Here is a 19,695-nt window from a genome sequence, read left to right on the forward strand (position 1 = left end):
ATCTATTTGAGTTCGCTACCGCGCGGGAAGATGCTGAGGCGATTTCCCACAAGCAAGAGAACACACCATGCACAGTTACCTGGAAGACCGTCTGCAGATCACCGACCTGATCACCGGCTGGATCCACCGCGACCTCGGCCAATGGGAGCGCCTGGCCGGGCTGTTCCACCCGGACGGGGTGATCGAGGTCACCTGGTTCGAAGGCCCCTTCTCCGACTTCATCGAAGGCTCGCGGCGCATGGGCGCCTCCGACCTGCGCACCAAGCACCTGATCGGCACCCCGGTGGTGGAGATGAACGGCGAGCGCGCCATCGTCGAGACCAACGCGGTGATAGTCGCCGAGAACGTGCGCCTGGGCCTGGGCTGCAGCGTGCACAACCGCTTCTACGACCTGGCGGAAAAACGCGACGGCCAGTGGAAGCTGCTCAAGCGCCAGAGCATCTACGACATGGGCGGCTTCAGCTTCCCGCGCGGGCCGGTGGCGGTCGAGGCGCAGGTGCTGGAGCGCTATCCGCGCGAGTATGCGCCCCTGGCCTACCTGCTGGAGAAAAGCGGCTTCCCGTTGGGCCGGACCTTCGCCACCCGCGGCAGCGAGCTGGAACGCTCCATGCGGCAGGCGGCCCAGGCCTGGCTCGCCGCCTAGCCTTCGCCCGGCGCCAAAGGATCGGAAAACCACAACAACAAGAAGAGGAGCGAAAAACCATGTGCAAGCAGGACTATGTCTTCCGCGGGCTGGGCGTCACGCTGTCCGGCCGCGGACGGATACCGGAGGCCGAAAGCCCGGACCGGCATCCGCTGATCATCGCCATCCACGGCGGCACCTATTCCTCCCGCTACTTCGACGTGGCGGGCTATTCGCTGCTGGACCGGGCGCAGGCGCAACAGCTGCCGATCTTCGCCATCGACCGTCCGGGCTACGGCCTGAGCGCGGACTACGCCGCCAACGCGCCAAGCATCATGGACAACGCGGAGATTCTCGACTCGGCCATCCATGGCCTGTGGCACAGCTATTCGCACAAGGCCTGCGGCATCGTCCTGGTCGGCCACTCGATCGGCGGGGCCATCACCATCGCCATCGCCGCGCGCCAACCGTCCTGGCCGCTGCTGGGCATCGCCATCTCCGGCGTCGGGCTCGACCCGGTGCCGGCCTCCAAGGACAAGTGGAACCAGGTGCCCGCGGAACAGGCCCTGGTCAGCGTGCCGCCGGAGGCGATGGACGGGTTCTTCTTCGGCCCGCCGGGCACCTACGAGCAAGGCGTCATGCCGCAGGCCAGCTACAGAGCGAGCGCCCCTGCCCCACGCAGCGAACTGATCGACATCGGCATGCACTGGCCGAAGCAGGTCGGCCGGCTGGCTGCGCAGGTCAAGGTGCCGGTGCACTATCGGCAGCCCGAGTTCGAACAGCTGTGGCCGGTGGACGAGGCGACTATCCAGCGTTTCGCCGATGCCTTCGTCAACTGCCCGGAGATGGATGCGGCGCTGTTCAGGGACGCCGGCCACTGCATCGATTTCCACCGCTCGGGCGAGGCCTTCCAGTTGCAGCAACTGGCGTTCGCCAGGCGCTGCGCCGCCCGCGCATAGGTCCCGGGCCGGCAGAAAAGCCCTGGCAGCTTGGGCTGCCAGGGCTTTTTTCATTGATCGTCAGAAGTACAGGAGCGCTTCCACCATCGCCGTCAACTGGTCGCGATCCCGGCCGTTGCCGAACGGGCGATCGTGTTCGCGGGCGTCGAACCAGTCATAGCGCAGCTCCGGGCGCAGCGAGAGGTTCTTGCTGACTTCGTAGCGGAAGCCGCTGGTGATGGCGTTGAAGTCCCCGCGGGCGGTGGTGGTGGGGAACAGCGTGAAGCCGTCCGGGTCGCTGAAATGCTCGCCGCGCACCGAGAACGACAGGTCGGGCCTGACCTGGTAGGTGACCACCGCGTTGACGCCCCACCAATGGGCGCCATCGAAGCCCGGCCCGGTGATGATGTCCACGGTCGATGGCTTGCCGTCGCCGTCCTGGCGGCCGTAGACCAGCTCCGCGCCCATCGACCAGCGCTCGTCGAAGCGGTGCCAGCCGTTCAGCGAATGCTGCTGCCGGAGCTGGCCGTCCGGGGAGATCAGCCGCGAGGTCGGCGCCTGGACGTCCTTGACGCTGTCGTTCTGCTGGTTGCCCAGCATGAACTCGTAGTCGACCCAGGTCTGCATGTCGGGCGTGCGCCAGCGCAGCGCACCGAACAGCGCCTTGTCGTCGTTGTTGTCGCGCAGGTTGCTCCAGCCCTGGGCCACGCCGAGTTCCACCCCCAGCAGCCCATGCGGGCTGTCGAGCAGGCGGGTGCCCAGCATCACGCCGCTGACCGTCACCAGGTTGCTGACGAAGGCGTAGGTCCGGCTGGCGAAGGGGTTGCGGGCCAGGCGGATGTTCGGCGGAATCTCGTAGCCGAAGGCCGGGCCGAAGATGCCCGCCATGACGGTGAAGCCCTGCCCATAGGGCAGGTAGGCGGTAGCGGCCAGGTTGGGCATGGAGACGAAGTTCTGCCTGTCGCGCCGGGCCTTCTCGGTGTCGTCGTCGCCGGGCGAATTGACGTCCCAGTGCATGTCCCAGCCGAAGGCCCGGGAGAACTGGGCGTTGCGCCCGTACAGGGCTTCGAAGGTGAAACCGAAATCCGCCTGCTCGGGAGCCGGGCCCGGCAGCGGGGTGATGCGCGGGATGAAGTTGGCCTTCAGCGGCTTGTCGACGAACAGGTGCAGGCTGCCCAGCTCGAAGCCTTCGTCGGAAAAACCGGTGATGGGGAGGTTGCTGAGGCCGTCGCGGCGCTCGTCGTGGGTGGAGCGGTTGTTGCGGGAGTAGCCGATGTCGAGCAGGAAGGAGGTGGTGATGCCGTAGTCGCGTTGCAGGCCGTCGCCGAACAGGCTGCGGAACAGCGTGCCTTCGGCGGGCTCGCCGGCCGGCTCGGCGTGGCAATCGATTATCGCGAAGGCGGCCAGCACCGCACCCAGCGCTTTCACCCGGATGTTGTTCATGGAAGTGGACTCTTGTTGTTGTTCTGTCAGTGGGGTGGGTTCCGGCGTCCCTGCCGGCGCGGGCCGTCGCCGGCCCGCGAACTTGCATCGGTCTCCGTCAGAGGTTGGTGGCCTGGAAGGCGCACTGGCGCCAGCCGTCCTCCCCGCGCAGCCACACCTGGGTGGTGTAGGCCTTCATCAGCCGCTCCTCGCCGCTCTCGCGCAGGACGATGGCCTGTTCCAGGCGGCCGCTGGCGATGGCGGTGTCGCCGAACACGCGCACGCGCATGTCGCTGCGCTCGACGCTGAGGAAGTCGATGTGCCTGGCGACCATTTCCAGGTACTGCTCCTTGTCGTCCACCTTGCCGGTGGCGTGGACGTGCACCAGGGCGTCGTCCATCAGCGCCGCCAGGGTTTGCAGGTCGCGCTGCACCAGGGCGCGGCAGCGCTCGCTCTCTAGACGCAGGATTTCCTGCTGGATGGCTTCAGCGTGCATGGCCGTCTCCTGCCGCGCGCTCGGCGCGGACGATGTTCTCGATGGCGCCCAGGCCGTCGATCTCCACCCGTACCCGGTCGCCCTCGCGCAGCCAGCGCGGCGGCTTGAAGCCCACGCCGACGCCACCGGGGGTGCCGCTGAAGATCACGTCGCCCGGCTCCAGGGTCATCACCTTGGACAGGTGCTCCACCTGCTGGTAGCAGTCGAAGATCAGCTCGCGGGTGTTGGAGTCCTGGCGCTTCTCGTCGTTGACGAAGCAGCGGATGCCCAGTTCGTGCGGGTTGCCCAGCTCGTCCGGGGTGACCAGCCAGGGGCCGAAGGGCGCGTGGCCGTCGAACGACTTGCCGAGCACGAACTGCGAGGTGCGCAGTTGCCAGTCGCGCACGCTGACGTCGTTGCCCACGCAGTAGCCGAAGATCGCTTCGCGCGCCTGCTCGCGGCTGACGTGGCGGCAGCGCTTGCCGATCACGAAGACCATCTCGGCCTCGTAGTCCAGCTGCTCCGACACCCGCGGCAGGTCGATGGGCGCGTAGGGGCCGTTGGCCGCGGTGTTCATCATGGCGAACCACAGCTGGTCGGCCGGCGTGGCCATGCCCGACTCGGCGACGTGGTCGGCGTAGTTCAGGCCGATGCCGAGGATCTTGCCCGGGCGCGGCACCGGGGCCAGGAGAGTCACCTCATCGAGGGCGAAGTCCGCCTTCTGCAGCTGCGCCAGGCGCTGCAGCGGCTCCTGCCAGAGCTGCCATTCGCCGATCAGCCCGGCCATGTCGCGCGGCGCGGCGGACAGGTGGTCGGCGACGCGGATGATGCCCTCGCCGCTGACGATGCCGACGCCCACCAGGCCGCCGGGGGTCTTGAAGGTGCAGAGTTTCATGGTCGTTTCCTTATCCCAGTACGGTGCGGGTGCCGGTGGCGGCGGTGCCCAGCTGGCAGAGCTCGGCGTCGCTGGCGCCGCTGCGCCACAGCTCGACCATGGCGTCCGGGTCGAACTCCAGGCCGATGGGGTCGTTGGCGAAGGTTTCGCTGTGGAAGAAGGCCGCGGCGTCGGCGGCCTCGACGAAGTTGTCCACCTGCAGCTCGATGTCGTTGCCTTCCGGGTCGCGGAAGTACAGCGAGGTGGTCGGCCCGTGGTTGATGCACCAGTAGGGGCGGATGCCCTCTTCCTTCAGGCGCAGGTAGGTGTTGAGCAGGTCGGCGATGCTGGCGTAGCTGTAGGCGATGTGGTGCACGCCGGTGACCTCGTCGGACTTCGGCGGCAGGTGCGGCATGTTGAAGAAGGCCAGGCGGTGGTGCTCGTCGTCGTAGGTGATGAAGGTGAGGATGTCGTCCTCGAACACCAGTTCGGCCTGGAACAGCTTGCGGTACCAGTCGACCATGGCCTTGCGGTCGGCGCAGCGGAACACCAGGTGGGCCATTTTCATCGGCACGATGCGTTCGGCGGGCGTGGCTTGGGAAGCAGTCATCTCGGTTCTCCTTGTTGTCGTACTCAGACCAGCACCCGGCGGAAGTCGCCGAGCAGGGTCGCCAGGTAGGCGAGGAAGCGCCCGGCCTCGGCGCCGTCCACCGCGCGGTGGTCCCAGGACAGCGACAGCGGCAGTTGCAGGCGCGGTTCGAAGGCGCTGCCGTTCCAGCGCGGTTGCAGCTCGGCGCGGCCGACGCCGAGGATCGCCACTTCCGGCGCGTTGATGATCGGGGTGAAGTGGCCGCCGCCGATGCCGCCCAGGGACGAGATGGAGAAACAGCCGCCCTGCATCTGCGCCGGGCTCAGCTTGCCGGCGCGGGCCAGTTGCGAGAGCTCGGCCATTTCCTGCGCCAGCGCGGCGATGCCCTTGCGCTCGGCATCGCGGATCACCGGCACCACCAGGCCGTTGGGGGTGTCGGCGGCGAAGCCGATGTGGAAGTAGTGCTTCTGCACCACTTCGTCGCCCTCCAGGCTCACGTTGAACTGCGGGAAGCGTTGCAGCGCCGCCACGCAGGCCTTGATCAGGAAGGCCAGCAGGGTGACCTTGGCCTGCCCTTCGCGCGCCTCGCCGTTGAGCTGCACGCGCAGCGCTTCCAGCTCGGTGACGTCGGCCTGGCTGTGGTTGGTGACGTGGGGGATGCTCACCCAGTTGCGGTGCAGGTTGGCCGCCGAGATGCGCTTGATGCGCGACAGCGTGCGGCGCTCGACGTGGCCGAACTGGGCGAAGTCCACCTGCGGCCAGGGCAGCAGGTCGAGCCCGCCGCCGAGTTTGGCGGCGGCCGCCGGTTGTTCGCGCTGGGCCTTGACGAAGGCCAGCACGTCCTCGCGCAGCACCCGGCCGTTGGGGCCGCTGGCCGGCACCTGGTCGAGGTCCACCACCAGTTCGCGGGCCAGCTTGCGCACCGCCGGGCCGGCCAGGGCCAGTTGCGGTTTGCGGACTTCTTCAGCGGCGGGCGCCGGCGCAGCTTGCACGCTGGGCGCGGGAGCGGCGGCCACCGGCTCGGCTTTCACTACGACGGGCGCGGCCTCGGGAATCGCAGGCGCAGCTTCGGCGACCACAGGCGCGGTGGCGCCCTCCCCGGCCGGTTCGATATGGGCGATCACGCTGCCCCGGGAGACCTTGTCGCCCGGCTTGATCAGCACTTCGCGAATGGTGCAGGACAGGGTGCTGGGCACGTCCATCACCGCCTTGTCGGATTCGAGCACGATCAGCGGCTGTTCCACGGCGACCACATCGCCGGCCTTGATCAGCACCTCCACCACCGGCAGGTCCTTGAAGTCGCCGATATCGGGAACCATCAGTTGTTGCATGGCGTTCACTCCTCAACGGTTCCAGGGGGCGCCGGCGGCGCCGTCGATGGCGTAGCGCGCGCGGGCCTGGGCATGCTTGTCGCGGTCGATACCGGCCAGCGCCGCCAGGGCGATGTGCTGGCGGTCCAACTCGAAGAAGCGGCGCAGCGCCGGGCGGGTGTCGCTGCGGCCGAAGCCGTCGGTGCCCAGGGCGGTGTACGGCGCCCGCAGGTAGGGCGCGATCAGCTGCGCGTAGCCGCGCACGTAGTCGCTGGCGGCCACCACCGGCACTGCGCCGGGCAGGCAGGTTTGCAGGTGGCTGCGCGCTTCGGTCTGCTCGCCGAACAGTTGCTCGCGCTCGACCTCGCGGGCCTCGCGGGCCAGTTCGGAGAAGCTGGTGACGCTCCAGATCTCGCTGGCCACGCCCCACTCTTCGGCGAGCAGTTCGGCGGCGGCGATGACCTCGCGCAGGATGGCCCCGGAGCCGAGCAGGCGGACCGCAGGCGCGCCCTCCCCGCGGCTGCCGAACAGGCGCATGCCCTTGATCACGTCGGCGTGCTGCGCGGCGTCCAGCGGCGCCTGCACGTAGTTCTCGTTGGTCACCGTCAGGTAGTAGAACTCGTCGTGCTGCGCTTCGAGCATGCGCCGGCCGCCGTGGTCGATGATCACCGCCGCCTCGGAGGCGAAGGCCGGGTCGTAGGCGCGGCAGTTGGGCACGGTGGAAGCTATCAGCTGGCTGGTGCCGTCCTGGTGCTGCAGGCCCTCGCCGGCCAGGGTGGTGCGCCCGGCCGTGGCGCCGATCAGGAAGCCGCGGGCGCGCTGGTCGGCGGCGGCCCAGATGAGGTCGCCGATGCGCTGGAAGCCGAACATCGAGTAGTAGATGTAGAACGGCAGCATGGCCACGCCGTTGACGCTGTAGGAGGTGGCCGCCGCGACCCAGGAGGAGATCGCCCCGGCCTCGGTGATGCCTTCTTCCAGCAGCTGGCCGTCGCGCGCTTCCTTGTAGTAGAGCATCGCCCCGGCGTCTTCCGGCTCGTAGAGCTGGCCGGCCGGCGAGTAGATGCCGATCTGGCGGAACAGGTTGGCCATGCCGAAGGTGCGCGCCTCGTCGGCGACGATGGGCACGATGCGCGGGCCCAGCTGCTTGTCCTTGAGCAGGTTGGAGAACAGCCGCACCACCGCGGTGGTGGTCGAGCTTTCACGCTCGTCCGGTTGCAGGGCGAACTGCGCGTAGCTCTCCAGCGCCGGCAGCGCCAGGGGGTCGGCCTGGCCGACGCGGCGCGGCAGGTAGCCGCCCAGGGCCTCGCGGCGCTCGCGCAGGTAGCGCAGCTCGGCGCTGTCCTCGGCCGGCTTGTAGAAGCGCATTTCTTCCAGAGCGGCGTCGTCCAGCGGCAGGGCGAAGCGGTCGCGGAAGGCCTTGAGCGCGTCGATGTCCAGCTTCTTCTGCTGGTGCGAGGTGTTGCGCGACTCGCCGGCCTGGCCCATGCCGAAGCCCTTCTTGGTCTTGGCCAGGATCACCGTCGGCCGGCCGTCGTGCGCCTTGGCGGCGGCGAAGGCGGCGTGCAGCTTGCGGAAGTCGTGGCCGCCGCGGCGCAGGCCGTCGATCTCCTCGGGGCTCATGTGCGAGACCAGCGCCTGCAGTTCCGGGTCGAGGTCGAAGAAGTGCGCGCGGTTGTAGTTGCCGTCGTTGGCGCCGAGGGTCTGGTACTGGCCATCCACGGTGTGGGCGAAGCGGCGCAGCAGCACGTGGTTGCGGTCGCGGGCGAACAGCGCGTCCCAGTCCGAGCCCCAGATCACCTTGATGACGTTCCAGCCGGCGCCGCTGAACAGCGCCTCCAGCTCCTGGATGATCTGCCCGTTGCCGCGCACCGGGCCGTCCAGGCGCTGCAGGTTGCAGTTGATCACGAAGGTCAGGTTGTCGAGCTTCTCGCGGGCGGCCAGGGACAGCGCGGCGAGGGATTCCGGCTCGTCCATCTCGCCGTCGCCGAACACGCCCCAGACATGGCGCTGGGCGGTGTCGGCGATGCCGCGGTGCTCCAGGTAGCGGAGGAAGCGCGCCTGGTAGATGGCGCTGATCGGGCCGATGCCCATGGAGCCGGTGGGGAACTGCCAGAAGTCCGGCATCAGCCAGGGGTGCGGGTAGGAGCACAGGCCGCCGCCGTCCACTTCCTGGCGGTAGCGCTGCAGCTGTTCCTCGCCCAGGCGCCCTTCGAGGAAGGCGCGGGCGTAGACGCCGGGCGCCGAGTGCGGCTGGAAGTACACCAGGTCGCCCTTGCCGGCGGCGCTGTCGGCGCGGAAGAAGTGGTTGAAGCCGACCTCGAAGATCTCCGCCGCCGAGGCGTAGCTGGCGATGTGGCCGCCCAGCTCGCCGTAGGCCTTGTTGGCCCGCGCCACCATGGCCAGGGCGTTCCAGCGGATGATCGAGGTGATGCGTTCCTCCATGGCCAGGTCGCCGGGGAAGGCCGGCTGCTGCTCCAGGGGGATGCTGTTCTGGTACAGCGAATAGGGGTGCGCCGAGGGGCGCACGCCCAGGTGGCTGGCATGCTCGGCCAGGCGCTGCAGGAGGAAGTCGACGCGCTCGCCGCCGGCGCTGCGCGCCACGGCCTCCAGGGCGTCGAGCCATTCGTGGGTTTCCTGGCGGTCGCTGTCCTGTTCGGCGCGCTCGCGGGGTGATTCGGTGATCCTGGCTGTCATGGTTCTTCGCTCGATCAGGGTTTCGCAGGCGCGAGCCGCCCCCGGGCGCCCCCTGCCGGGGGCGCCGTGGCGTTCGCGCGGTCAATCGTCGGTGCGCGGGCCTACCAGCCTTCGCGGCAACCGTTCCACTCGGCGCCCGGCGAGCGGGCGTGCATCTGGTGGTAGCGGCCGCTGTAGAACAGCAGCGGCTTGCGCTGCTCGCCGATGCGCAGGTGCTCCACCTCGCCGATGTACAGCTGGTGGTCGCCGGCCGGGTGCACGTCCACCGTGCGCGCCACCAGCTGCACCAGGCTGCCGTCCAGCAGCGGGGTGTCCTGGTGCCGGCAGAACGGCAGCTCCAGCCCCTCCTCCGGGCGCCCGCCGAAGTGCGCACTCAGCGGGCGCTGGGTCTCGGCGAGGAAGTTCACGCCGTAGCGCACGCCCTCCTTCACCCACTGGTTGAAGCGCGAAGCGTTGCGCACCGAGACGAGGATCAGCGGCGGCTCCAGCGACACCGACATGAAGGCGTTGGCGGTCATGCCGGCCGGCTCGCCGTCGGCGAGGTAGGTGATCACGGTGACGCCGGTGGCGAACTGGCCCATCACCGTACGCAGGAGTTTGGGGTCCATGGGGTTGCCCTCCCGGTCAGATCAGCGGGGTGACGGTGTTTTCCAAGCCCAGCAGCGCCTTGCCGTACAGCTCCAGGCCGATGCTCGGCAGGGCCACGGCGTGCCGCGCGGCGGTGTTGGAGTCGCGCCACCAGCGCTGCATCGGGCTGCTCTCGGCGAAGCTGCCGGCGCCGTGGGCAGTGAGCAGGATGTTGATGGCGTCGGTGATGTGGCTGTTGACCAGGCCGACGTCGGCGCGGATGCGCGCGCGGGTGGTGGCGTCGAGCTTGCGGCCCTCGCGCGCGGCGGCGTCGATCTCGTCGACGGCGCGGAAGGCGCGCAGCTCGGCGCTGTCGATCTTCAGCGCGGCCTCGGCGACCTGGGCCTGGAACAGCACCGAGTCGGTCTGCTTCTCGAACGAGGTGTAGGCGATGGCGCGGCGCGGCGCGTTGTCGATCACGTACTTCAGCGCGGCGCGGCCCAGGCCCAGCTGCGGGCCGTTGAGGATCAGCGCGGCGAAGGGCACGAACAGCGGGCGGTAGCTGGCCTCGTCCTTGAATTCGGTGGGGTAGTCGCCCTCGATGGCCGCGCCCATGTTCAGCAGGCGGTGGTCGGGCACGAACACCTCCTCGGCGACGATGCAGTTGCTGCCCGAGGCGCGCATGCCGGTGGTGAACCAGGTGTCTTCGATGCAGAACTGTTCGCGCGGGATCAGCGCCAGGTACTGGGCCACCAGCGCGCCGTTGGCGTCGCGCTCCTCGGCGCCCACGGCGGCCCAGTCGGCGTGCAGGCTGCCGGAGGAGAAGTACCACTTGCCGGAGACGATCAGGCCACCCTCGACGCGGCGGGTGTTGGGCGAGGCATTGAACACGCCGGACACGCGGGCGTCGGGGTTGGCGCCGAACACGTCGTTCTGCGCGCGCTCGCTGAACAGACTGGTGAACCAGGCGCAGACGTTGGTCAGCGCGGCCACCCAGGCAGTGCCGCCGCAGCCTTCGGCGAGCGCCGCGGACACTTCCAGGTGCGAGCGCAGGGTGCCTTCGTGGCCGCCGAAACGCTTGGGCACCATCAGCCGGAACAGCCCGGCGTCGCGCATGGCCTGGATGTTCTCCTCGGCGGCGCGGCGATTCCTCTCCGACTCCGCAGCGTTCTTGCGCAGCAGCGGCTGCAGCGCTTCGGCGCGCTTGACCAGCTCCTGCAGGGAGGGACGCTGCTCGGCCACGGGCAGCACGCTTACGTCGGACACTTTCATCGCTTCTTTCATGGCTTCGACCTTGTATGTCACAATGACTAAAATGTCATTCATTTGTTCTGGGCGAACGAATCCCGCCGGCCGCGGCGCCAGGGCGCACCGGATGGCAACGGATTCCTCGCGGGCAGGCGTCGGCGCTCAGGACCTTGATGGTCCCGCAGGCATACGGTTACCCGGAGTGGCTAGGAATGCGGGGAAATATCAGGCGCGCGGGCGCTTGCGGCGCGGCGGCGGAGGAAGCGGGCGGGACAGGCGGGGTGGCAAGGCGTTACGGATCATTTTTCGTCTCCTGTTGTTTTTATGACGAAAGCGCCAGAGCGACGAATACGTTATAGACTGAACATACTTGTCATTCCGACATTGGTCAGCAATGTAGGACAGACGCCCCGCTCGTACAAGGGGTGCGATCAAATAAATTTATTCACCCGACTATCGGCATAGTTTTTAACAATGACATTTTGTCACTCCCGGAGATGAAGTCCGTGTCCGACGACCAACAGCCCTCCCCCCGCGGACGGGCCAACCCCGACCACCGCCCGAAGATGGCGGAGAAGAAACGCCTGCTGATGCGCACGCGCCTGCTCGACGCGGCGATGCGGGTATTCGCCGAGCCCGGCTCGGCCACGCCGGTGATCGACGACGTGATCCGCGAGGCCAAGGTCTCGCGCGGCACTTTCTACCGCTACTTCGACTCCCTGGACCAGGTGCTGGTCGCCCTCGGCCAGGACCTGAGCAACCAGATGACCACCGACATCCTGCCGCTCTACGACATCCTCCAGGAGCCGTGGAAGCGCATTTCGGTGGGTTTCCGGGTGTTCCTGGTGCGCGCCCTGCTGGACCGCAAGTGGGCCGGCTTCGTCACCCGCGTCGACGTCTGGCCGCACCACGCGCTGGTGGCCGAGTACATGGGCCGCGACCTGGAGGGCGGGCGCGCCGCCGGCGAACTGCACTTCGAGCGCCTCGACGCCGCCACCGACTTCCTCATGGGCGCCTCGGCCCTGTGCATCCAGACCATCCTGCAGGGGGTGGAGAAGGTCAACGAGTACGTCGACGCCTGCGTGCACATGGCCATGGCCAGCCTCGGCTACGACGCGGCCACCTGCCGGCGCGGCGTGAACTTCTCGCTGACCTACCTGCAGGACTGGGGCTCGGGCGCGCTGGACCTGCCGCGCCCGGTATGGTCGCTGAACCTCAACTCGCGCGAGGGCCGCGAATTCCTCGCCTATCGTCGCAACGGGGCCTGAGCCTCACCGCCGCACCCGGCCAGGCGCGGCCGCGGGCGCGCCCAGTAGCGCGGGTCGTCGAGCACCGCCAGGTCGCGGGCGAAGGCCTGTGGCAGTTGCGCCTTGAGGAACTCGACCCAGGTGCGGATCTTGGCGTCGAGGAAGCGCCGCGAGGAATACAGGGCGAAGACGTCGCGGCCGTGCAGGCGCAGCTGTGGCAGGACCCGCAGCAGCCGCCCTTCGCGCAGCGCGCGGGCGGCGACGAAGCCCGGCAGCAGGCACACGCCCATGCCCGAGGCGGCGGCCAGGCAGGCCGCCTCGGGGAGGTTGACGCGCAGCACGTCCTCGAAGGCGAAAGGCGCCTCCTCGGCCTGCTCGCTGAAGTACCAGCCATCGGGAAACAGCGGGTCGGCCAGCATCAGGCAGCGGTGTTCGCGCAGGTCTTCCGGGCACCTCGGCACCCCGTGGCGGTGCAGGTACCCGGGCGCGGCGCAGAGCACGCTGAACACCCGCCCCAGGCGCTGGGCGACGAAGGCCGAGTCGGGCAGCCCGCGGGACAGGGTGACCAGCACGTCCAGGCCCTCCTCCAGCAGCGCCGGGGTGTCCTGGGTCAGCGACAGGTCGATGGACACCTCCGGGTAGCGCTCGCGGTACGCGGCGATCAGCGGTGTCAGGTGCTCCAGGCCGAACTCGGTCACCGCGTGCAGGCGCAGCCGCCCGCTGGCCCGCGACAGCGAGCCGGCGGCCTCGGCGGCGGCATCGTCGATCTCGCCGAGGATGCCCTTGCAGCGCTTGAAGTAGCGCCGGCCGGCCTCGGTCACCGCCACGCTGCGGGTGGTGCGTTGCAGCAGGCGCGCGCGCAGCTGCTCCTCCAGGCCTGCTATCAGCCGCGAGACCTTCGACGGCGACATGTCGAGGGCGCGGGCGGCCTGGCTGAAGCTGCCGCTCTCCACCACCCGCACGAAGGCCTGCATGCCTTGCAAGAGGTCCATGGCCCTACTCCCCGGCGGCGCGCGCCGCGGCCCTCATCTGTCGCCCCCGCCGAGGGCCTTGTACAGCGCCACCAGGTTCTGCTGGCGGGCCAGTTCGGTGGCCACCAGTTCCTGCTGCGCGGCGAACAGGCTGCGCTGCGCGTCCAGGGAGTTGAGGTAGGTGTCCACGCCCTGCTCGTAGCGGGCCCGGGCCAGGTCGTAGGAGTGGGCGTTGGCCTTCACCAGCAGCGCCTGGGCGCGCACCTGCTCCTGCAGGGTGCCGCGCGCGGCCAGGCCGTCGGCCACCTCGCGGAAGGCCACCTGGATGGCCTTCTGGTAGTTGGCCACTTCGATGGAGGCCTGGACCTTGGCCACGTCGAGGTTGGCCCGGTTGCGGCCGCCGTCGAAGATCGGCAGGCTGATCGACGGCACGAAGCTCCAGGCGCCCTGCCCGCCGGCGAACAGCTGGCCGAGCTCGGCGCTGGCCGAACCGGCCGAGGCGGTCAGGCCGATGCGCGGGAAGAAGGCCGCGCGCGCCGCGCCTATGTTGGCGTTGGCGGCCTTGAGCGCGTGCTCGGCGGCGAGGATGTCCGGGCGCCGGGTCAGCACCTCCGAGGGCAGGCCCACCGGCAGCGCCTCGTCCAGCGCCAGCGCCTGCGGCGCCGCCTGGCGCAGCCGCTGCGCATCCAGCGGCCTGCCCACCAGCAGCACCAGGGCGTTGCGGTCCTGCGCCACCAGGCGCCGGTACTGCGCCTGGCTGGCCTCGGCGGCCCGCACCGTGCTTTCCGCCTGGCTCAGGTCCAGCTCGGTGGCGACTTCCGCGGCGTAGCTGCTGCGGATGGTGGCGTAGCTCTGCCGCTGGCTTTCCAGGGTCTGCCGGGCGATGGCCAGGGACTGCAGGTCCGCCTGCAACTGGTAGTAGGCCGTGGCTACCTCGGCGACCAGGGCGATGCGCGCGCTGCGCTGCGCCTCCACCGTCTGCAGGTAGGTCTGCAGCGCCTGTTCGTTGAGGCTGCGTACCCGGCCGAAGAAGTCCAGTTCATAGGAGGCGATGCCCACCCCGGCGTCGTAGCGGTGGGTGGTCTCCGTGCGGCCGCTGCTGGACAGGTCAGCCGGGGTGCGCTGGCCGTTGCCGGAGGCGCTGGCGTCGATCGACGGCAGCAGGTCGGCGCGGCTGATGCGGTACTGCGCCCGCGCCTTCTCGATGTTCAGCACGGCCACGCGCAGATCGCGGTTGTTCTCCAGGGCATCGGCGACCAGGGCCTTGAGCTGTTCGTCCTTGAAGAAACCCTGCCAGGGCAGCAGCGCCTGCGCCGCGTCGGCCCGGGGCGCGGCCCAGTCCTGCGCGACCGGGCTTTCCGGGCGCTGGTAGTCGGGGATCAGCGAGCAGCCGCCGAGCGCGCCCACCGCCAGGGCGACGCTGAGCATCGCCCGCCATTTCAGCTGATTCATGCGTGTTCTCCCTGCTGGGCGTCGAGTGGTTTCGCCTTGCGGCTGAACAGGCGGGTGATCAGCACGTAGAACATCGGCACGAAGAACACCGCCAGGAAGGTCGCGGTGAGCATGCCGCCGACCACCCCGGTGCCGATCGAGTGCTGGCTGCCGGAGCCCGGCCCGTGGGAGATGGCCAGCGGCAGCACACCGAGGACGAAGGCCAGCGAGGTCATGATGATCGGCCGCAGGCGCAGGCGCGCCGCCTCCGAAGCCGCCTTCAGCAGCGGCATGCCCTGTTCGTGCAGCGCCTTGGCGAACTCGACGATGAGGATGGCGTTCTTCGCCGACAGGCCCACGGTGGTCAGCAGGCCGACCTGGAAGAACACGTCGTTGGCCAGGCCGCGGCCGAGGGTGGCCAGCACCGCTCCGATGACGCCCAGCGGCACCACCATGATCACCGCCAGGGGCACCGTCCAGCTTTCGTAGAGGGCCGCCAGGCAGAGGAACACGATCAGCACCGAGATGGCGTACAGCGCCGGCGCCTGGGAGCCGGACAGGCGTTCCTCGTAGGAGATGCCGGTGAACTGCAGGCCGATGCCGTCGGGCAGTTGGGCGACGATGCGCGCCACCGCCTGCATGGCGTCGCCCGAGCTGTAGCCCGGCGCCGGCTCGCCCTGGATCTCCACCGCCGGCACGCCGTTGTAGCGTTCCAGCTTGGGCGAGCCGTAGGTCCAGTAGCCGGAGGCGAAGGCGGAGAACTTGACCATCTCGCCACGGGCGTTGCGCACGTACCACTTGGCGAAGTCCTCGGGCGAGATGCGCGAGTCGATGGCGCCCTGCACGTAGACCTTCTTCACCCGTCCGCGGTCGACGAAGTCGTTGACATAGGCCGAGCCCCAGGCGGTGCTCATGGTGGCGTTGATGTCGCTGATACTGACCTGCAGCGCGCGGGCCTTTTCCTTGTCGATCACCACCTGGTACTGCGGCTCGTCGTTCATGCCGTTGGGCCGCACGTTCTTCAGCACCGGGTCGGCGGCGGCCAGTTCGAGGAACCTGTCGCGGGCCTGCATGAGCTTCTCGTGGCCCAGGCCGACGCGGTCCTGGAGGAACAGGTCGAAGCCGGTGGCGTTGCCCATCTCCAGGATCGCCGGCGGCACGATGGCGATGGCGGTGCCGTCCTTGATCTGCGCGATCCGCGCCTGCAGGCGCTGGGCCAGGGCGAAGATGCTGGTGTCGTCGCGGCCGCTACGCTCCTCCCACGGCTTCAGGCCGATGAAGAGCATCCCGGAGTTCTGCCCGCGACCGGCGAAGTTGAAGCCGCTCACCGTGTACGCGGAGTCGATCAGCCCGGCCTCGTCGTGCAGCAGGTAGTCGCGGATCTCGTCCAGCACCACCTGGGTACGGGCAGCGCTGGCGTTGCTCGGCATCTGCACCTGCACCACCATGTTGCCCTGGTCCTCGTCGGGCAGGAAGGCGCTGGGAATCTGCGGGAACAGCCACACCAGCGCGACCACGATCAGCCCATAGATGCCCAGGAACAGCCCCTTGCGCCGGGCGATGGCGTCCACGCCGGTCTTGTAGCGCTCGGCGCCGCGGTCGAAGCTGCGGTTGAACCAGCCGAAGAAGCCCTTCTTCTCGTGGTGGCCATGCACCGGTTTGAGCAGGGTGGCGCACAGCGCCGGGGTGAAGATCATCGCCACCAGCACCGACAGGGCCATGGCCGAGACGATGGTGACCGAGAACTGCCGGTAGATGATGCCGGTGGCGCCGCCGAAGAAGGCCATGGGCACGAACACCGCCGAAAGCACCATGGCGATGCCCACCAGGGCGCCCTGGATCTGTCCCATGGACTTGCGCGTGGCCTCCCGGGGCGAGAGCCCCTCCTCCACCATCACCCGCTCGACGTTTTCCACCACCACGATGGCGTCGTCCACCAGCAGGCCGATGGCCAGGACCATGCCGAACATGGTCAGGGTGTTGATGGTGAAGCCGCAGGCCGCCAGCACGCCGAAGGTCCCCAGCAGCACCACCGGCACCGCCAGGGTGGGGATCAGCGTGGCGCGCAGGTTCTGCATGAACAGGTACATCACCAGGAACACCAGGAGGATGCCTTCGAACAGCGTCTTGACCACCTCATGAATGGAGGCGCTGACCACGGGCGAGGTGTCGTATGGGTAGACCACCTTCAGGCCCTTGGGGAAATAGGGCTCCAGCTCGGCCACGGTCTCGTGCACGCGCTTGACGGTGTCCAGCAGGTTGGCCCCGGTGGCCAGGCGCAGGGCGATGGCCGCCGCCGGCTTGCCGTTGTAGGTGCCGGAGATGGAGAAGTTCTCCGAGCCCAGGCCGACCTCGGCCACGTCCTTCAGGCGCACCTGGGAGCCGTCCGGGTTGACCTTCAGGAGGATCTCGCGGAACTGCGCCGCGGTGGTCATCCGCGACATGCCCAGCACGGTGGCGTTCAGCTGCACGCCCTGGTGCGTCGGCAGGCCGCCGAGGGCGCCGGAGGATACCTGCACGTTCTCCGCGCGCACCGCGTCGATCACGTCCTGCGGCGTCAGCTGGTAGCTGAGCAGCTTCTGCGGGTCGACCCAGATGCGCATGGCGTACTGCGCGCCCAGCAGCAGGAAGTCGCCGACGCCCTTGGTGCGGGTGATCGGGTCCTTGAGGTTGGAGGCGATGTAGTTGCCGATGTCGAAGTCGTCCATGCTGCCGTCCTCGGAATACAGGCCGACGATGAGCATGAAGTTGATCTGGTACTTGGCCACCCGCAGCCCCTGCTTCTGCACCTCTTCGGGCAGCAGCGGGGTGGCCAGCTGCAGCTTGTTCTGCACCTGTACCTGGGCGATGTCCGGGTCGGTGCCCTGGTCGAAGGTAACGATGATGTTGGTGCTGCCGTCGGCGTTGCTCTCCGAGGAGATGTAGCGCAGCCCGTCGAGGTTGTTCAGCTGCTGCTCGATGGGTTGCACCACGGTGTCCTGCACCGTCTGCGCCGAGGCGCCGGGATAGGTGACGGTGGTGATGATCGCCGGCGCGGCGATGTTCGGGTACTGGTTGACCGGCAGCTTGAGGATGGAAAGCCCACCCGCCAGCATGATCACGATCGCGATCACCCAGGCGAAGATCGGCCGGTTGATGAAGAAGGATGCCATTGGGAATTACCGGAAGATTGCGGCTAGGCCGGGGCAGTTCTATTCGTGGGAACTGGCGAGGGTCTGCACGGGCGCGACGTTGTTCGCCGCCACCGGCTTGAGCACGGCGCCGGGACGCACGCGCTGCACGCCCTCGGTGACGACGCGCTCGCCGGCGGCCAGGCCCGACTCCACCAGCCACTGGTTGCCCAGGGTGCGCGACACCCGCACCTGGCGCAGCTCGGCCTTGTCGCCCTCGCCCACCACCCAGGCGGTGGCCTCGCCCTTGAGGTCGCGGCTGATGCCCTGCTGCGGCACCAGCAGCGCCTGGCGGCGCATGCCCTCGGCCAGGGAGCCGTGGACGAACATGCCCGGCAGCAGGAGGCCGTCCGGATTGGGGAACACCGCGCGCAGGGTCACCGCGCCGGTGCTCGGCTCCACCGTCACCTCGGAGAACTTCAGCACCCCGGGCAGCGGGTAGCGCGAGCCGTCCTCCAAGCTCAGGTGCACCTGCACCTGGCCCGGGCCGGCCATGCTCAGTTGCCCGGAATCCAGCTCGCGGCGCAGCCGCAGCATGTCGGTGGCGGCCTGGTTGACGTCGACATAGATGGGATCGAGCTGGTTGATCGAGGCCAGCTCCTGGGCCTGGCCGGCGTTCACCAGCGCGCCCTCGGTGACGTTGGAACGGCTGATGCGCCCGCCGATGGGCGCCAGCACGCGGGTGTACTCCAGGTTGATGCGGGCGGTCTTCAGCTCGGCCTCGGCCTGCTTCCAGGCCGCTTGCGCATCATCGAACTGCTGGCGGCTGATGGCGCGGGTCTCCAGCAGGCGCTGGTAGCGCTGCGCCAGGTTGCGCGCGCTGTCGCGGGTGGCCTGGGCCTTGTCCACCGCGGCCTGGTACAGCGCCGGGTCGATCTGGTAGAGCTGCTGGCCCTTCTTCACCACGCTGCCTTCGGCGAACAGGCGCTTCTGGATGATCCCGCTGACCTGCGGCCGCACTTCGGCCACGCGGTAGGGCGCGGTGCGCCCGGGCAGGTCGCCGCTGAGCAGGACGTCCTGCGCCTTGAGTTCGACCACGCCCACCTCGGGGGCCGCAGCCTCCATCTTCTGCTCGGTCTTGCCACAGGCCGCCAGCACCAGCGCCGTCGACAACAGGGCCCCGAGGCTCCGCAAAGCTCTGACTTTCATCGTTTCTCCTTGGACATGCCGCCAATGCCCGAATGGCCGCGCGGAGGACTTCCGCCAACGGCGGGGTCGGATCGGGCGAGGCGGCAGTGTACCACAATACGATTATCTGTATCGCAATATGGTACAACTGAATTCACAGCCCCTGCCGAGCGCGCGGCAAGGCTGTACACTCCGCCGGTCGCCACGGCGCATGCGGCGATGCAGAGCTTCGAGGAACCAGATGAGCGAAGAGAAAGACATGCCGGAAGAGGCGCGCAGCGGCGGCATCCAGGTGATCGCCCGGGCCAGCGCCATCATGCGGGCGCTGGGCGCGCAGCCCCAGGGGCTGAGCCTGGCGGCCATCGCCCAGGCCGTCGGGCTGCCGCGCTCGACGGTGCAGCGCATCATCGGCGCGCTGGAGGCCGAGGCGCTGGTGGAGGCGATCCGCCCCGGCACGGGCTACCGCCTGGGCCCGGCGCTGGGGCAACTGATCCACCAGGCCCACAGCGACATCATCTCGGTGGCCCGGCACTCCCTGGAACGACTCTGCGACGCCCTGCAGGAAACCGTGGCGCTGTCCTGCATCCGCGCCCGCCAGACCCACGTGATCGACCGCGTGATCGCAGAGACCGAGTTGCGCGTGGTGATCCCCATGGGGCACTCGCTGCCCATGCATGCCACGGCCGACGGCAAGGTGCTGCTGTCCACCCTGGACGACGACAGCATCGCCCAGTGGCTGGGCCCCTCCCCGGCCAGGCTGACCCCTCACACCCGCGACCTGCCGGCGCTGCTCGCGGAAATGCCGACCATCCGCCGCAGCGGCATGGCCCGGGACCTCGAGGAACACACGCCGGGCATCAGCGCCCTCAGCATCCTGATCCCCACTTTCATGGGGCCGCACGCGGTGTCGGTGGTGGCGCCCAGTACGCGCTTCCAGGCTCGCGAGGCCTACTTCCGCGAAGCGCTGGAGGTGTGCAAGACGGAAATCAGCCGGCAGGCGGGGATGTAG

16 protein-coding genes are annotated in these 19,695 nt (G+C 68.9%); 4 read left to right on the forward strand and 12 right to left on the reverse strand.

The window, feature by feature from the left end; translation table 11 throughout:
• Nucleotides 1-67 precede the first annotated feature (67 nt).
• A complete protein-coding gene (locus PcP3B5_RS18185) occupies nucleotides 68-643 on the forward strand; it encodes a nuclear transport factor 2 family protein (RefSeq protein ID WP_009623091.1) in 576 nt (191 codons plus the stop codon).
• 59 nt (nucleotides 644-702) lie between these two features.
• Nucleotides 703-1,581, forward strand: coding sequence for an alpha/beta hydrolase (locus tag PcP3B5_RS18190; protein ID WP_061562056.1), 879 nt, complete (start codon nucleotides 703-705; stop codon nucleotides 1,579-1,581).
• A 60-nt stretch (nucleotides 1,582-1,641) separates the two neighbouring features.
• Here PcP3B5_RS18190 and PcP3B5_RS18195 read toward each other — a convergent pair whose 3' ends face one another.
• From PcP3B5_RS18195 to PcP3B5_RS18230, 8 genes are all read right to left on the reverse strand, one after another.
• Nucleotides 1,642-3,003 carry an outer membrane beta-barrel protein gene (locus tag PcP3B5_RS18195; protein WP_043272024.1) on the reverse strand — a complete coding sequence of 454 codons (1,362 nt, stop codon included), beginning with the start codon at nucleotides 3,001-3,003 and terminating at the stop codon, nucleotides 1,642-1,644.
• A 97-nt stretch (nucleotides 3,004-3,100) separates the two neighbouring features.
• Nucleotides 3,101-3,478, reverse strand: coding sequence for a nuclear transport factor 2 family protein (locus PcP3B5_RS18200; RefSeq protein ID WP_043272025.1), 378 nt, complete (start codon nucleotides 3,476-3,478; stop codon nucleotides 3,101-3,103).
• Nucleotides 3,468-4,352: a fumarylacetoacetate hydrolase family protein gene (locus tag PcP3B5_RS18205; RefSeq protein ID WP_058070472.1), complete on the reverse strand. Its 885-nt coding sequence runs from the start codon at nucleotides 4,350-4,352 to the stop codon at nucleotides 3,468-3,470. The genes PcP3B5_RS18200 and PcP3B5_RS18205 overlap by 11 nt, the downstream gene beginning before the upstream one ends.
• Before the next feature lie 10 nt (nucleotides 4,353-4,362).
• Complete coding sequence (locus PcP3B5_RS18210) at nucleotides 4,363-4,941, reverse strand: VOC family protein (RefSeq protein ID WP_009623105.1); 579 nt, start codon at nucleotides 4,939-4,941, stop codon at nucleotides 4,363-4,365.
• A gap of 23 nt (nucleotides 4,942-4,964) precedes the next feature.
• A complete protein-coding gene (locus PcP3B5_RS18215; protein ID WP_061562057.1) occupies nucleotides 4,965-6,251 on the reverse strand; it encodes a 2-oxo acid dehydrogenase subunit E2 in 1,287 nt (428 codons plus the stop codon).
• 12 nt (nucleotides 6,252-6,263) lie between these two features.
• Nucleotides 6,264-8,924, reverse strand: coding sequence for an alpha-ketoglutarate dehydrogenase (gene mdeB / locus PcP3B5_RS18220; RefSeq protein WP_061562058.1), 2,661 nt, complete (start codon nucleotides 8,922-8,924; stop codon nucleotides 6,264-6,266).
• Nucleotides 8,925-9,025: 101 nt separating this feature from the next.
• A complete protein-coding gene (locus tag PcP3B5_RS18225) occupies nucleotides 9,026-9,532 on the reverse strand; it encodes a flavin reductase family protein (protein ID WP_043272029.1) in 507 nt (168 codons plus the stop codon).
• 16 nt (nucleotides 9,533-9,548) lie between these two features.
• A complete protein-coding gene (locus PcP3B5_RS18230) occupies nucleotides 9,549-10,763 on the reverse strand; it encodes an acyl-CoA dehydrogenase family protein (protein WP_061562059.1) in 1,215 nt (404 codons plus the stop codon).
• 473 nt (nucleotides 10,764-11,236) lie between these two features.
• Here PcP3B5_RS18230 and PcP3B5_RS18235 point away from each other — a divergent pair, with 473 nt between their 5' ends.
• On the forward strand, nucleotides 11,237-12,007 hold the full coding sequence (locus PcP3B5_RS18235; protein ID WP_061562060.1) for a TetR/AcrR family transcriptional regulator: 771 nt from the start codon (nucleotides 11,237-11,239) through the stop codon (nucleotides 12,005-12,007).
• Here the strand turns inward: PcP3B5_RS18235 and PcP3B5_RS18240 are convergent.
• The 4 genes from PcP3B5_RS18240 to PcP3B5_RS18255 are packed head-to-tail and all read right to left on the reverse strand — an operon-like array spanning nucleotide 11,986 to nucleotide 18,707.
• Nucleotides 11,986-12,978, reverse strand: a complete 993-nt coding sequence (locus tag PcP3B5_RS18240; protein WP_061562061.1) for a LysR family transcriptional regulator — start codon at nucleotides 12,976-12,978, stop codon at nucleotides 11,986-11,988. The two genes, PcP3B5_RS18235 and PcP3B5_RS18240, sit on opposite strands and share 22 nt — an antisense overlap.
• A 33-nt stretch (nucleotides 12,979-13,011) precedes the next feature.
• Nucleotides 13,012-14,409 (reverse strand): efflux transporter outer membrane subunit, encoded by a 1,398-nt coding sequence (locus PcP3B5_RS18245; RefSeq protein ID WP_061562062.1) that lies wholly within the window; start codon nucleotides 14,407-14,409, stop codon nucleotides 13,012-13,014.
• Entirely contained in the window at nucleotides 14,406-17,540 is a 3,135-nt protein-coding gene (locus PcP3B5_RS18250) for an efflux RND transporter permease subunit (RefSeq protein WP_009623119.1), read from the reverse strand. The genes PcP3B5_RS18245 and PcP3B5_RS18250 overlap by 4 nt, the downstream gene beginning before the upstream one ends.
• Before the next feature lie 39 nt (nucleotides 17,541-17,579).
• A complete protein-coding gene (locus PcP3B5_RS18255; protein WP_058490131.1) occupies nucleotides 17,580-18,707 on the reverse strand; it encodes an efflux RND transporter periplasmic adaptor subunit in 1,128 nt (375 codons plus the stop codon).
• Nucleotides 18,708-18,927: 220 nt separating this feature from the next.
• Here PcP3B5_RS18255 and PcP3B5_RS18260 point away from each other — a divergent pair, with 220 nt between their 5' ends.
• Nucleotides 18,928-19,695 carry an IclR family transcriptional regulator gene (locus PcP3B5_RS18260; protein WP_061562063.1) on the forward strand — a complete coding sequence of 256 codons (768 nt, stop codon included), beginning with the start codon at nucleotides 18,928-18,930 and terminating at the stop codon, nucleotides 19,693-19,695.

The sequence above is a fragment of the Pseudomonas citronellolis genome (genome assembly GCF_001586155.1).
Taxonomy (GTDB): Bacteria; Pseudomonadota; Gammaproteobacteria; order Pseudomonadales; family Pseudomonadaceae; genus Pseudomonas; species Pseudomonas citronellolis.